Origin of the sequence: Micromonospora sp. NPDC006431 (genome assembly GCF_042870725.1) — a bacterium.
Classification (GTDB): domain Bacteria; phylum Actinomycetota; class Actinomycetes; order Mycobacteriales; family Micromonosporaceae; genus Micromonospora.
In genome coordinates this window covers 61,272-74,309 of record NZ_JBIAHQ010000010.1, presented here as the reverse complement: position 1 = coordinate 74,309, position 13,038 = coordinate 61,272, and the positions used below count along the sequence as shown (strand labels likewise).

At 73.5% G+C, this 13,038-nt stretch carries 13 protein-coding genes; 5 read left to right on the top strand and 8 right to left on the bottom strand.

Annotated elements, in window-relative coordinates; all coding sequences use genetic code 11:
• Positions 1-18 precede the first annotated feature (18 nt).
• On the bottom strand, positions 19-339 hold the full coding sequence (locus ACFYM6_RS18625; RefSeq protein ID WP_387276999.1) for a TraR/DksA family transcriptional regulator: 321 nt from the start codon (positions 337-339) through the stop codon (positions 19-21).
• A gap of 71 nt (positions 340-410) precedes the next feature.
• Positions 411-1,226: a rod shape-determining protein gene (locus tag ACFYM6_RS18620; RefSeq protein ID WP_387276997.1), complete on the bottom strand. Its 816-nt coding sequence runs from the start codon at positions 1,224-1,226 to the stop codon at positions 411-413.
• Positions 1,227-1,767: 541 nt separating this feature from the next.
• Here ACFYM6_RS18620 and ACFYM6_RS18615 point away from each other — a divergent pair.
• Entirely contained in the window at positions 1,768-1,971 is a 204-nt protein-coding gene (locus ACFYM6_RS18615) for a hypothetical protein (protein ID WP_357435660.1), read from the top strand.
• Positions 1,972-2,113: 142 nt separating this feature from the next.
• Entirely contained in the window at positions 2,114-2,362 is a 249-nt protein-coding gene (locus ACFYM6_RS18610) for a potassium transporter TrkA (RefSeq protein WP_387276995.1), read from the top strand.
• A gap of 9 nt (positions 2,363-2,371) precedes the next feature.
• Here ACFYM6_RS18610 and ACFYM6_RS18605 read toward each other — a convergent pair whose 3' ends face one another.
• Positions 2,372-3,616, bottom strand: coding sequence for a PucR family transcriptional regulator (locus ACFYM6_RS18605; protein ID WP_387276993.1), 1,245 nt, complete (start codon positions 3,614-3,616; stop codon positions 2,372-2,374).
• 191 nt (positions 3,617-3,807) lie between these two features.
• On the opposite strand from ACFYM6_RS18605, the gene ACFYM6_RS18600 reads away from it, so the two are divergent.
• The gene (locus ACFYM6_RS18600) at positions 3,808-6,072 is read left to right on the top strand and encodes a hypothetical protein (protein ID WP_387276991.1); all 2,265 of its coding nucleotides are present in this window, start codon (positions 3,808-3,810) and stop codon (positions 6,070-6,072) included.
• A gap of 372 nt (positions 6,073-6,444) precedes the next feature.
• Entirely contained in the window at positions 6,445-7,275 is an 831-nt protein-coding gene (locus tag ACFYM6_RS18595) for a polysaccharide deacetylase family protein (protein ID WP_387276989.1), read from the top strand.
• 176 nt (positions 7,276-7,451) lie between these two features.
• On the opposite strand, the gene ACFYM6_RS18590 is transcribed toward ACFYM6_RS18595, so the two are convergent.
• Positions 7,452-8,063: a helix-turn-helix domain-containing protein gene (locus ACFYM6_RS18590; protein WP_387276987.1), complete on the bottom strand. Its 612-nt coding sequence runs from the start codon at positions 8,061-8,063 to the stop codon at positions 7,452-7,454.
• A 79-nt stretch (positions 8,064-8,142) separates the two neighbouring features.
• On the opposite strand from ACFYM6_RS18590, the gene ACFYM6_RS18585 reads away from it, so the two are divergent.
• A complete protein-coding gene (locus tag ACFYM6_RS18585; protein ID WP_387276985.1) occupies positions 8,143-9,162 on the top strand; it encodes an NAD(P)/FAD-dependent oxidoreductase in 1,020 nt (339 codons plus the stop codon).
• Positions 9,163-9,204: 42 nt separating this feature from the next.
• On the opposite strand, the gene ACFYM6_RS18580 is transcribed toward ACFYM6_RS18585, so the two are convergent.
• The 4 genes from ACFYM6_RS18580 to ACFYM6_RS18565 form a co-directional block, all read right to left on the bottom strand.
• A complete protein-coding gene (locus tag ACFYM6_RS18580; protein WP_387276983.1) occupies positions 9,205-9,417 on the bottom strand; it encodes a hypothetical protein in 213 nt (70 codons plus the stop codon).
• A complete protein-coding gene (locus tag ACFYM6_RS18575; protein ID WP_387276981.1) occupies positions 9,414-9,752 on the bottom strand; it encodes a hypothetical protein in 339 nt (112 codons plus the stop codon). The genes ACFYM6_RS18580 and ACFYM6_RS18575 overlap by 4 nt, the downstream gene beginning before the upstream one ends.
• A gap of 104 nt (positions 9,753-9,856) precedes the next feature.
• Positions 9,857-11,698: a hypothetical protein gene (locus tag ACFYM6_RS18570; protein WP_387276979.1), complete on the bottom strand. Its 1,842-nt coding sequence runs from the start codon at positions 11,696-11,698 to the stop codon at positions 9,857-9,859.
• The gene (locus ACFYM6_RS18565) at positions 11,695-13,038 is read right to left on the bottom strand and encodes a lipopolysaccharide biosynthesis protein (protein ID WP_387276977.1); all 1,344 of its coding nucleotides are present in this window, start codon (positions 13,036-13,038) and stop codon (positions 11,695-11,697) included. Before ACFYM6_RS18565 ends, ACFYM6_RS18570 begins: the two co-directional genes overlap by 4 nt.

Genomic DNA, 13,038 nt, shown 5'->3' with positions numbered 1-13,038 from the left:
CGCGGTGGAGGAGGATGCTCAGACCCGCCGTCGTTGCTGGCAGGGGACGCAGTGGCGGGCCCATGGCAGGATCTCCAGCCGGGCGACCGGAATCTCACCGCCGCAGCTCTCGCAGCTGCCGTAGCTGCCCTCCGCCATGCGCCGCAACGCCGCCGCGGTGTCCGCGATGCCCTGACGCGCGGTCTCCATGAGCCCGCGCAGGGTGTCGGGGTCGTAACCACCGTGGTTGGGCTCCCGAGCGTGCGCGGTGAGCGCGGTGAGTTGACCGGTGTGCTCCTCGAACTGCCGCTCGAGAATGTCGCGCAGAGACTTCGCGCGGTCGCTCAGCGTGTCGGTCATGGCGTAGGTACCTTTCACTGGACGCACTGGCTGGGACCAGCGCGAGGTTGGGGAGGGTGGGCGGATCAGGCTCAGCCCGCGGCCGGATGGCGGGCCGCGGCCGCCGCGGCCAGGCTCGCGCCGGTCAGCGCGGCCGTGCGGGGTCCCGCGGCGCGGTGCACCGGGATCCCGGTCAGCGCGGCGAGGCGGTCTCTCAGGTTGGGCCGGGTGGCGCCGTCGCCGACGATGACCATCCCGCGGGACAGCGCGGTGGCGGCCGACGGTACGGCCTTCGCGCCCAGGGTCAGCTCCCGCACGAGGCGGGCGAGCGTGTCGGCGAGCATCCCGACCGTGGTGCCGTGGGCGAGGTCGCCGGTGCCGAGGTCCACCCGCCGGCCGGCGACGACCTGGCTGTCCCGCAGGACCGCGACCTCGGTGAGCTGGGCGCCGATGTCGGCGACGAGCAGTGCGCCGGCGCCGGCGCCGGCACCGATGGCGGCCGCGCGCACGGTGTCGATGAACAGCAGCCGCGCGGGCGCGAACACCGCGTCGAGGACCCGCCGGGTGGTGTCGTGGTCGGCGGCGGTCGCGAGCAAGGGGCGGCAGGCGACGATCAGCGGCCGGGCCGGCACCGTGACGTGGTGCTGTCGCAGCAGTTGGGTCAGCGCGGTGGCGCAGCCGGGACCGTCGACGATCTGGCCCCGCCGCACCAGCGGCCGGATCCGCCGGTCGCCGACCAGCGTGGTGAGCGTCGCGTGGCTGCCCACCCGGATGCGCAGCTGCCCGCTGCCGAGGTCGACGGCGATGGGGCTGGGGCGGGTGGTGGCGGGCCCGACGATGCCGCTGAGCTCGGACCCGGTGCCAACGGTGTCCGGCTGGCGACCGGTGGGGGCTTGGACGACAGGCATGCCGACCTCTTTTTCAACGGTGGATGTGACGATGCCGCCGCCCGGCGTGGGCAGCGGCGGGAAAGCCAACGGAAGGGGCTGACCTCAGCGGTCGCGGTGGGTCGCGGCGATCAGCCGCTGACCGTGCCCGGAACCACCAGCGCCCCCGGTCGGCGGAGCGCGGATCGGCGGCGGGGACGGCAGCGCCAGGGTGTCGCGGCGCCGTCGCGGCGGCCGGGAGACATCGGCGGGGCAGCCGAGGCTCGACCGGCCGGCACGAATGGCAGCGCCACCATGCTGGTCGTCATCACCCACCTCCTCGCCGGTCAGGACCTGTCGGACCTCCAGCGTCGGCCGGAAGTGGCGGACTGACATGGCCTACGGCCGGCCAACATCCGGCGGCTTGCTTGCCGGCCACCGGCGAGGTACCGCCGGTGGCCGCGCAACCGATGCGCCACTCGGCGGGTGCCGCGTCCGGAGCGGGTTGCGGGGTCCGCCCGCCGCCGCAGACCCCGCAACCCGGCGGCACCGGCGGCGTGTTCCGGAGGGCTATGGTGACCGCATGCCACCCCACCGGCACCGGTCCGACGTCGCCCAGCGCAGTGCCCTGGCGATGCTCGTGCTGGTCGCTGTGCTCACCGCGTTCCGGCACGCCCGCCCGGCCGTGGGCCTGTGCATCGTGGTCAGGCTGGCGAAGGCGATCCCGGGATGTGTGCCCGCCTGGTCCGCCGACCGGGCTCCGCCGGGCCGGCTCGCCGTCAGCTGACGCCACCCGAACCTCACCCGCAGTCCCGGCCCGTACCCCCGCCCCTCGGCGGCGCGGCCACGCCGCGCGCCGCCACCCGTCGGCGTCGGCCGGCCACGGGATCGCGGTCACCCCCACCAGCCCTTCCAGTACGGAGCACCCCATGAAGATCGAACGTACGCCGTTGCCGGGCATCGGAGTGCGGCACACATTCACGACCGAGCAGGGTCGCCGAATCGGTGTGGTCGAGTACCGGGGGCAGGATCGCCGGGACGTCATCCACGACGACCTGACCGATCCGGACAGCACCTGCGGCTTCCGCCTCACCCGCTCGGAGGCGGTGGCGCTGGCCGGCCTGCTGGGCCTGCTGGAGGTGGTCGAGGTGGCCGCCGGCGGCGACCGGTGCGGGTGAGGCCGGCGGCTACGCGGCGGGGCCGGGCAGCGGGTGACGTGGCCAGTCCAGCGCCCGCGCGCCGTACACGGCGGCCTGCAGGGTGAACCGGTCGCTGGGGTCGTTCGGGTCGTAGCCGCTGAGCGTCCTGATCCGGCTCAGCCGGTAGGTGACCGTGCGGACCGACACGTGCAGCCGGCGGGCGGCCTCGGTGGCGACGCCGCCGGTGGCGAAGTACGCGTTGAGGGTGTCCAGCAATGGCTGGGCGCCACCGCGGGCGTGCCGCAGCGGGCTGAGCACCGCCTGCACCAGGTCGACGATGGCCGGCTGGTCACGCAGCAGGACACGGTAGATGAGCAGGTCGTGGGCGTCGATGACGGGCGTGTCGGCGTTCAGCCGCTGCGCCATCGTCAGCGCCTCCCGGGCCTCCTCGTAGGAACGGGCGATGCCGTACAGGCCGGGGTGCGGGCGGCCGACCGCCACCTGCCACGGGCCGCCGCGCGGCAGCCGGTCGAGCTCGGCGTGCATCAGCCGCCCGAGGTCGCCGACCGCGCCCCGTCCGCGGCCACCCCGGTCGGGGGCCACCGCGTCGGCGGGGGCGATCACCACCAGCAGCCCCTCCTTGGTGGCCACCAGCACGTCACGGTCCCCGAGACGATCGAAGATGACCGCCTCCAGGGCACTGATCGCCGCGTCGGTGTCCGGCAGGCGCCGGCTCGGTGCGGCCAGCGCCACCTGGTGCGCCCGGGCCAGGTCCAACCCGAACGGCTCGGCCCGCTCCACCAGGCCGCCCAGGTCGGAGTCGCCGCGCAGCAGGTCGTCCACGAGTTCCCGGCGCAGCGTCTCCTCCCGCCGGACCAGCTCCCGGCGGGCCGCGGCGTAGCCCTCGGCGAGGGTCGCCACCGCGCTGTCGACGACGTGCAGCACAGCCTCGGCGGACGCGCGTACCCCCGTGCTGTCGGTGGGCGTCGTCAGCTGCGGCAGCTGCTGCCACAGCCGGCGGGCCGCCGACAGGTAAAGCTGGACCGCGCGCCCGGCCGACACGCCCTGCTCGGCGGCGCGCCGCCCGAGCACACCGACGGCGTCGAGCTCGGCCCGCCGTGGCCGGCGCCCGGTCACCGCTGCCTCCGCGAGCAGCCACAGGTAGTCGCCGAGCAGGTCCACGGGCACCCCACCGGCGTCGGCGCTGGCGGCCCGGGCCACCGCCGCCAGGCACGCGTCCCGGTCGGTCTCGACCGCGGGGCCCTGGCCGGGCCGCCGGACGCCACCGGTCATCGCCGCCGCTCCTCCTGGCACGTTGCCGGTTCCCCACCGATCCGGACCCGGCCAGCTTAGCGAGGGGGCGGCGGCGATCGCCGGAGCCGGCTTTGCCGGGCATAGCGCTCCCGGTCCGGGGTATGCGCGCGCGGCAGGCTCGAGCGGGCCCGCGGCGGCCCGGGGCGACCCGACGGCGTGGTCAGGGGCAGATGTCGCGAGATGTGGTGGAGTTGCGCGTACACGGGGTCACCGGGGTGCGGGCGGAGGAGTTGCTGGACCACCCGGTGGTGGTCCGGGTCGCCGGTGACCGCAACGCCGGCTTCTACCGCCCGCGCCCGGGCTTCGGCGACACGACCGGGCCGGGCGGGGTGGTCATCGAGGCGTACCAGTGGCGGAACCTGACCGTGAGCACGGTGGCCCGGACGCTGTCGCTGCTCTTCCTGCTGCCCTTCATGTTCAGCAACCTGGCGGCGTGGCTGCGGCCTCCGGGCGGCAACGGCGACACGGTCAAGGCCCTCTGCCGCGTGCTGGGCGCCACCATCACCGCCATCTTCGTGCTGTCGATCATCGGCGTCACCCTGGACCTCGTCGGCTGGCAGTGCGTGCAGTACCGGCCGTGCACCGCCGGGCGGGGGTACCTGGCCTGGCTCGACGAGTTTCCGATCGGGCCGCGAATGGTCGTCCTCGCCGTGTTCCCGGCCGCCACCATCCGCGTCATCTGGTGGGTCGGTAAGCGCTCCGCGCGCTCCTACGAGGCGTTCCGGTCCAGCTACGGCAGCTCGGGCGCCCCACACGGGGACCGGCTCGACGCGCCTGGCTTCTGGAGCGGGGAGACCATCGTCGGGCGGCTCCGGTCGATCCACGTGGCGATCGCGTACGGCACGCTCGACGCGAGCGCCCTCTTCGCCCTCATCACCCTGGACCACCGGCCGGTCGGGGTGGCGCTGCTCGCTGCGGCGGCGCTGCTCGTGGCCGCCTGCGTGGTGCTGCTCTGCCTGCCCGCGTTGAGCGCTCCGCACACCGGCTGGGACTGGACCAGGGCGGTCATCCGGCCGCTGCGGGTGGCGGTCATCGCGATCACCGTCCTCACCGCCGGGTACGCCCTCCTGCCGCGTCCTCCCGTACCCCGGGGAGGGGCGCTGCCCGGTTTCGCCCTCAGCGTCAATTTGGTCATCCTCGGACAGGCCGCGCTGCTGCTGGCGCTCGCGGTGATCACCGTGTGGCAGCAGCGGGCGGCCCCGCCCTCGGCCCGGGCGTTCTTCCGGGGCCTGGGCGCCCCGGTGTTCGGCGCGGTCGCGGCCGGTCTCGCGGCCACCATCACGGCGGGACTCGTCTACCGGGTGGCCGACATCCTGGACCGGGGTGACATCCCGGGCCCCGGGCATCCCCCGCCGCCCGGCTCCCCGCCGTTGGATCCGCCGATCGCCTACCGGTGGGAGGCGCTGGGTGCCTTGTTCACCGTGCTGCTGGTGACCGTGGTGGGCCTGTACGCGGGCCGGTTCAGCCGGCGCCGGCGGGACCGGCTGGCGGAGCGGATCAGCCGGGAGGACTTTCCCGACGCGCCCCCGCAGGCCGCCGGGCAGGTGCAGACGGTGCGCCGCGCGATCAGCAGGTCACGCCTCGCCGAGCAGTTCAGCCCGCTGCTCATCGTGTATTTCGTGCTCTCGCTGCTCAGTCTCGTGTTCACCGCGCTCGACCTGATCGAGATCGGGCCGACCCAGCTGGCGCAGCAGGTCAGCGGCAACCGTGGGACGTTCGTGGGGCTCGCGGCCTATCTCACCGACGCGGGGACGATCTCGCTCGGGCTGATCATCATCGGGCTCGTGCTGATCGGTCTGCTGGCGTACGTCTCGCCCGAGGTCCGGCGGGCGGCCGGGGTGCTGTGGGACCTGGGTACCTTCTTCCCCCGGACGACGCATCCGTTCGCGCCGCCCTGTTATGCCGAGCGGGCGGTGCCGGAGCTCGCCAGGCGGGTGAGCGCCCTGACCCGGGAGCACAAGGTGGTGCTGTCCGGGCACAGCCACGGCTCCGCGCTGGCGGCGGCGGCCATCCTGCAACTGCCGCCGGAGTCCCTGCACCGGGTCGCCCTGCTCACCTACGGCTCACCGCTGCGCCGGCTCTACGGCCACCTGATGCCCGCCTACTTCGGCGAGGACGTCCTGCAGGAGGTCGGCGAGCGGGTCGGGTGGCGGTGGCGCAACCTCTGGCGCAACACCGACCCGATCAGCGGGGCCATCTTCTCCACGCACCACCCGGGCCAGGCACCCGCCGTCGGCGGGCCGGCCGGGCAGGTGGACGTGCGCCTGCGCGACCCGCGCGCGGTCACCGTCCCACCCATGGACACCGTCCCGCCGCCGATCGAGGCACACTGGCCGTACCACACCGACCCGCATTACACGGACGTCGTCATCGAACTCGCCGACTACCTCGACCGCGAGGATCCTGCCGACGGTGGGCGAACCGCGCCCCGCTGACCTGGGCGGCCATGCCGGGTCGGTCCGGGTGCAGCCCGAGCGGCGGCAGCGCCGCACCGTGGACCATCACCCGGTACCAGCCGTGCCATCGGCCGTCCGGCCAGGTCGTAGCGGATCCGCCGGTCGAAGCGGCGTCCAGTCGATGCCCCGGCGGTCCGCCCAGCTCCACATTCGCCACGTCACGCCAACCGCTGGTAGTTCGCCTTCGGGAGCTGCTGGTTTGGGCGCAATGCCAATATAAGGGGGAATTTGTTCATATACACGTGGCTTTGGGTCGTTTGCGGCTAGCGTGGCGCCTGTCGGATTGGCAGAAGGGGCGACAGTGACCAGCTATGACATTTCCGCGGCGGCCGGCAGTCGAAGGACCGTCTGATGCGCCGGTCTTCGGCGCTGCGCGCCGCCGGCCTGACCCTGGTGCTGGTGGTGCTGGTCGGCGGCGTCTATCTGATCGGTCGATCCCTGCTGCCGCACGCGTCATCGTCGGCCGAAGCGCCGTCCGCCACCGAATCCCCCGTCCCCACCGGTGTCCAGCTGACCACCGGCTCGGCGCAGGTGGCGCTGACCTTCAACGACGGACCCGATCCCACCTGGACTCCGCTCGTCCTGAAGACGCTACGCCAGTTCCACGTCAAGGCGACGTTCTGCCTGCTGGGCAAGAATGCGGCGACGTATCCGGCACTCGTGCGGGCCATCGTGGCCGACGGTCACACCTTGTGCAACCACACCTGGAACGAGGACCTCGACCTCGGCAGCCGGCCACGTCTGGACATTGAGGGCAATCTGCTGCGGACCAGCCAGGCCATCCACGCCGCCGCACCGCAGGCCCCGATCAGATACTTCCGGCAGCCGGGCGGGAACTGGACCCCACAGCTGGTCGACGTCGCCGAGGACCTGGGCATGACCGGCCTGCACTGGGCGGTGGATCCCCGCGACTGGGAGGAACCGGCAGCAGCCGTCATCATCGCCACCGTCACAGCGGACACCAGGGCCGGCTCCATCGTGCTCTTGCACGACGGCGGCGGCGACCGGCAGAACACCGCCACCGCCCTCGCGACGTTTCTGCCCGACCTGCTGAGCCGCTTCCAGCTCGAGGCGTTGCCCGTCGACGCACCTGGGACCGGCCAGTCCAGGTTGCCGTCACCAGCTCGGCAACCAGGCGGGCAGCCGCAGGGTGCCGCCGCCGGATCAGCCAAGGGCAGCTGACCGCCACCCGGCTGCCCCGTGCGGCAGCAGGACCATCCGGCGGTTGAGGGTCGGCGCCCCACTCGACCCGCGCCGGACGTCCGGTCGAAGGTTCGCGGCCGACGTCCTGCTACGGGGCTGGTACCGGCCGCGCCGGTGCTCCTCGTCCCAGGCCTGGGCGGCGGATCGGGTTGCGCTCATCCGGCAACTCTGCCGGAGCGCGGGGAGCCGGTGGTGGGGCGGGCACGCAGATGCAGGCGTTCGCCCTGCCGGCCGAAGAGGCTGAGGAACTCGACCGGTTCGGCGTCGGCGGCCCCGAACCAGTGCGGTACGCGGGTGTCGAACTCGGCCGCCTCGCCGGGCGAGAGCACCAGGTCGTGGTCGCCGAGGACGAGCCGCAGCCGCCCGTTGAGGACGTACAGCCATTCGTAGCCCTCGTGGGTCTGCGGGTCGGGTTCGTTCCGCCGGCCGCTGGCGGGGATCACCAGCTTGTACGCCTGGATGCCGCCGGCCCGGCGGGTCAGCGGCAGCATGGTCATGCCGTGGCGGGTGACCGGGCGCAGGTGGATGCGCGGGTCTCCGGTGGGCGGGGCGCCGACGAGTTCGTCGAGCGTGACGTCGTGGGCCCGGGCCAGGGGGAGCAGGAGTTCCAGGGTGGGCCGGCGGGTGCCGGACTCCAGCCGGGACAGGGTGCTCACCGAGATGCCGGTGGCGGCCGACAGTTCGGCGAGCGTGGTGTCGCGCTGCCGCCGCAGCGCGCGGAGCCGGGGGCCGACCGCGTCGAGCGCCTGGTCGAGGTCGTCGTCCATGCCATCAGCTTGCCATAACAGCAACAAAGGTTGCCACTTTCGGGGGCGGCCCGGATGGTTGCCCTGGGAGGTGGTCAGGATGACCGAGCAGCTCAGGGAGAGCTACGACGTGGTGGTGATCGGCGGGGGTGCCGCGGGCTTGAGCGGGGCGCTGATGCTGGCCCGGGCACGCCGATCGGTACTGGTGATCGACTCGGGTGCCCCGCGCAACGCCCCGGCCGACGGGGTGCACGGGCTGCTGGCCCGCGACGGGATGCCCCCGGCCGAGCTGCTGGAGCGCGGCCGGGCGGAGGTCCGCGACTACGGCGGCCAGGTGGTGCCCGGCGAGGTCGGCGCCGCGACGCGCGCGGACGACGGGTTCGGGGTGGCACTGACCGACGGGCGGACCGTCCGGGCGCGCCGGTTGCTGGTCGCCACCGGGCTGGTGGACGAGCTGCCGGACCTGCCGGGACTGCGGGCCCGGTGGGGCCGGGACGTGATCCACTGCCCGTACTGCCACGGCTGGGAGGTCCGGGACCGGGCGATCGGGGTGCTGGCCACCGGGCCGCTGTCGGTGCACCAGGCGTTGCTGTTCCGCCAGTGGAGCGACGATGTCACGTTCTTCCCCCACACCATGCCGCCGCCCACCGACGAGCAGGCGGAGCAGTTGGCCGCCCGCGGCGTCCGTGTGGTGGCCGGCGAGGTGGCGTCCCTGGAGGTCGTCCAGGACCGTCTCGTGGGCGTACGCCTCGGCGACGGCCGGCTGGCCCACCGCGACGCCCTGGTGGTCGCGCCGCGGATGGTGGCCCGCGCCGGGTTCCTGGCGGCGCTCGGGCTGCGGCCGGCGGCGCACCCCGCCGGAGTCGGGGAGCACATCCCCGCCGACGCGACTGGCCGTACCGACGTGCCCGGAGTGTGGGTCGCGGGCAACGTCACCGACCCGGCCGCCCAGGTCGGCGCCGCCGCTGCGGCCGGCGCGGGCGCGGGCGCTCAGATCAACGCCGATCTGGTGGCCGAGGAGACCCGGCAGGCGGTCGCCGCCCACCGGGACCCGTTCTCGGCCCGGTCCGAGGCACGGATCACCGAGCTGGTGACGGGCGACCGCCGCCACGGCCTGTGAAGGGGAGCCGGGCGGGGGTGGGCTGGGCTGCGCCGGCCACGGTCAGCTCAGCTCATGGAACCGCTGCAGGATGATGACGACGAACGCGACGAGCAGCGGTACGGCCACCATGTCGAGGGTCCGGAGGACCTCCGGTCGCGCCGGTCGCGCCGCGAGCTGCGCCACGATTCGGGCGATGAGCGCCACCACGAGCAGGGTGAGCACGGTCGCCTGGACGGGGCCGGAACGTGCCACGCTGAGGGCGATGTCAGTCATGCCGGCTCCATCCGTCGCCTCCGGTGGTGGTGCAGCACGTCCCGGCCCAGCTCGATCAGGGCGGCCAGCGACGCGATCACGGTGAGGGTGACGATCCCGAGCAGCGGTGACCACAGGTGCAGCTGGAGCATCCCCTGCGCAACCAGGACGCCGAGGGCGAGGCTGAGCGCGACGCCCACGACGAACCGGGTGAGGCCGTCCGGGATCCGGATCAGCCTCGCGTACGCCAGCCCCGGCGCCACGGCAAGGTAGGCGAGGACGCTGGCGGTCCGCAGGATGCCCGGCACGTCCCAGAGGACGAGAGCGAGAACGGCGTCACCGGCGACGAGCGTCACCAACGCTGACCACGGGATACCCGACGGGAGGCCCATCAGCGAGGGCGGGGCCGGTCGACCCGGAGAACCTGGACTGGCATCGATGCCGGGATCGGCGATCTGGGTCACCGGCCGCCCCCTTCGGTGCTGCCGAGGACGTAGACCCTCGCCTCGGGATTCTGGTAGACGAGCCGGAACCGTCCCGAGTCGACGACCTGGCGTTCCAGGTCCTCGCCCCAGCCTCGCGGCTTGCCCAGGAACGACTGCGCGAAGACGAACTGCCCCTTTGTCATGATCAGGTATGCGCCCTTCGGGTTGCGCCGCATCTCCTCCTCGATGGCGGGCACCGTTGTCGGCCCGAGATCCTGGCCGAGGGGCCGGTACTGGTACCGTTCGACGCCCTTCGCCCGCCAGGGGACGTTCGAGGTCACCGAGACGAACGTGGCGTCCGCCGGGGCGTGCGCGTAGAGCCACTCCACGGCCCGGTGGTCGCCCGGGCGGACCTGCTCGAAGGCATCGTTGCCGTATCGGGCGACGAAGAACGCGCCGATGAGGACGGCGCTCAGCGCGCCCGCCGCGAGGGCCGCGGGGACGCGACGCCGCGCCGGCCACACCGGGACCAGCAGCGCGGCCAGGAGGATCGCCATGAACGGCAGGGCGAACGCGTACACCCGGAGGAAGATCTCGCCGCCGTAGCTCTGCATCCCCAGCAAGAGGAAGGGTGCACCGGCGAGTGCCAGCAGCCCCCGGGCGGCCTGTCCCCGGCGCATTCGTCGCCACGCGCCGATGGCCGCCAGCCCCCAGAGCGCCATGGCGAGGACGACCCGCAGCAGCACCACCATCTGGTGCCCCGCGTCGCCTCGTACCCGTTCGACCGCCCCGTCGTTGATGGTGCCGCCGACATTCCCGAAGGAGCCGAACATGTCGTCCAGGTGTCCCGCCCAGTACGCGACGGCGCCGTAGCTGATGTAGGCCATCAGCATGACGGCCAGCAGGACCGGCAGCGTACGGAGCGTGCAACGGCGGGCCAGCACCAGCGCACCGACACTGACCACGATCGCGATCGGGGTGAGCTGGTGGCTCACGGTGCTGGCCGCGAAGATCACGAGGACCACCGCAGCCAGCCCGACCAGCGACGCCGGGCTGGCCCGATCGGCCCCCGGTTCGAGCAGCAGCGGTCGCGGCGGGATCCGGAGCAGGCGCAGCAGCAACGCCGTCGGGCTCCGCCAGGTCCGCTCGCCCTGCCGGCTGTCGTACCGGACCGGGCGGAACCAGCGGAGCAGCACCGTCAGCAGGACCAGGTAGAAGAGGTAGTTCATCGCCTGGGGGCCGAAGTAGTCCTGCCCCACCCAGTTGGCGGGGAAGAACAGCCAGAGGGCGAGCCACGCCGTCCGCGCGTCCGTCGACGTCAACCGGGCGAGCCGGAACACCGCGACGCCGTAGAGCAGGTTGAACATCACGGGCGCCCAGGCGAGCAGCGGCATGGCGTCGGGCAGCCCGCCCAGCCGCGTCGCCATGGCCGTGAGCGCGAAGAATCCGGGCCAGCTGAAGCGGGCGTCCAACTCCGGCAGGGTCTCCCCGGTACGGGCGATGTAGTCGGCGAAGCCGACGTGCAGCCAACCCGAGATCACCCGCGGCAGGGGCTCGATGATCGGCGCCGCGCCGAAGAGCAGGATGACGAGCACCACCACGTGCGCGGCGAGCAGGGCATCGGAAGCCGGGCGGGGGCGGAAGACGCCGCGGAGGAAGCTCGCGGTCAGCAGCGCCAGTGCGACGTACAGTTCGGGGCGGAGTGCGGTGACCAGGCCGAGCGACCCGATGTCGGCGGCGTCCCCCCGCTGCAGGGCCCAGACCCCGAGCGCGAGCGCCGCCGTCGGCGCAGCCCACTCGGCACCGGCGAGCAGGCCGTGTCGGATCCGCCGGCCGGCTGAGGCCGGGGCGGCCAGCAGGGCCGCGGCGCCGCTCACGACGCGCCCCGCAGCAGCCGCACCAGCGACGGCAGCACGGCCGCCGCCACCACGAGCTGTCCGGCGAGATAGGCGACGCCGACCCCGGCGACCCCGATCTGCGCCATCGCGACCACCGCCAGCGAGACGACCAGGACACTCGTGGATGCGTGCACGGCGATGATGCGCCCCACCCGGCGCTGCACCCGCGCCGCCGCGACGAAGACGGTCAGCAGCAACTTGGGCAGCACCGCGACGGCGAAGAGCCGCAGGGTGTCCGAGCCGGGCGAGGCGTAGTCGCTGCCGAACAGGGCCAGCAGCAGCGGCGCCGACGCGCAGAGCAGGACGACCGCCGGTACGAAGAGGAGCAGGCCCCGGCGCAGCACCTGCCGCGCGTACGCCGCGAGCCGCGATTCGTCGGCGGCGGCCTCCACGGTCAGCGAGGTGCCGAAGTGGTACGCCACCAGCTCCAGCGAGCCGCCGAGCAGCCAGGCCACGTAGAAGACGCCGTTGGCCTCGGCGCCCAACCGGGCGGTCACGAGCAACGGCAGAGCATTCGTACCGGCCTGCATGAACAGGTATCCGACGTAGTCCAGCGCCACGAACCGGGCGAGCCCCCGACGGCCCGGCAGCGCCGCTTCGGTGCAAAGTGCCCGCTGTCGGGGCAGCAGCCGGCGGAAGACCAGCATGTTGACGGGGATGAGCGCCGCGACGACCGCCAGGTTCCACGAGATGAAGATGCCCAGGCTCGGCACGACGCCGGCGAACAGCACCAGCAGCCCGATCTTGGCGAGCCCGAAGGCGGTGTTCTCGACCGGGACCCAGACGACCCCGCGCAGGGCGGTCAGCACGCTGTCCTGCAGGGTGAAGACGCCCCAGCAGGCGACGGCGACGGCGAACGCCACGGCGAACAGGGGGGTGCGGTGCAGGAAATCGAGCCGGTCGGTGACCAGGGGAGCGAGCAGCAGGAAACCGCCGCTCAGGGCGAGCGCCGCAAGACAGGTGACCGCGTACGCGTACCCGACGAGCCGGCCGCTCTGCCCCGCCGCAGCCGGCAGGAAGCGGGCGAGGGCCCCGTTCAGATTGAGCTGGGCGAGGTTGCTGAGAAACGTCATCGTGGACACCGTCGCCGCCCCGATGCCGAGCTCGGTCGGCGAGTAGAGGCGGGCGGCGAGAGCCCAGTACGCGATGCCGAGCAGCGAGCTCATCGCCGTGTTGAGCATCAGCGCGTAGACGTTGCCGTTCAGCGGGTCGCGCAGGTGCTGCCGCAGGCGTAACGCGATCGGCGCGGCGACGATGCTGGCGCCGGGAGCCGCGCGGCCGACCGGCGCGTCCGCGGTCCCGGCACGTTGGGCGCTCAC

Bases quoted from the DNA above. Each gene is read 5' to 3' on its own strand.
- ACFYM6_RS18625 (WP_387276999.1), bottom strand. From the start codon at position 339: ATGACCGACACGCTGAGCGACCGCGCGAAGTCTCTGCGCGACATTCTC.
- ACFYM6_RS18620 (WP_387276997.1), bottom strand. From the start codon at position 1,226: ATGCCTGTCGTCCAAGCCCCCACCGGTCGCCAGCCGGACACCGTTGGC.
- ACFYM6_RS18615 (WP_357435660.1), top strand. From the start codon at position 1,768: ATGCCACCCCACCGGCACCGGTCCGACGTCGCCCAGCGCAGTGCCCTG.
- ACFYM6_RS18610 (WP_387276995.1), top strand. From the start codon at position 2,114: ATGAAGATCGAACGTACGCCGTTGCCGGGCATCGGAGTGCGGCACACA.
- ACFYM6_RS18605 (WP_387276993.1), bottom strand. From the start codon at position 3,616: ATGACCGGTGGCGTCCGGCGGCCCGGCCAGGGCCCCGCGGTCGAGACC.
- ACFYM6_RS18600 (WP_387276991.1), top strand. From the start codon at position 3,808: ATGTCGCGAGATGTGGTGGAGTTGCGCGTACACGGGGTCACCGGGGTG.
- ACFYM6_RS18595 (WP_387276989.1), top strand. From the start codon at position 6,445: ATGCGCCGGTCTTCGGCGCTGCGCGCCGCCGGCCTGACCCTGGTGCTG.
- ACFYM6_RS18590 (WP_387276987.1), bottom strand. From the start codon at position 8,063: ATGGACGACGACCTCGACCAGGCGCTCGACGCGGTCGGCCCCCGGCTC.
- ACFYM6_RS18585 (WP_387276985.1), top strand. From the start codon at position 8,143: ATGACCGAGCAGCTCAGGGAGAGCTACGACGTGGTGGTGATCGGCGGG.
- ACFYM6_RS18580 (WP_387276983.1), bottom strand. From the start codon at position 9,417: ATGACTGACATCGCCCTCAGCGTGGCACGTTCCGGCCCCGTCCAGGCG.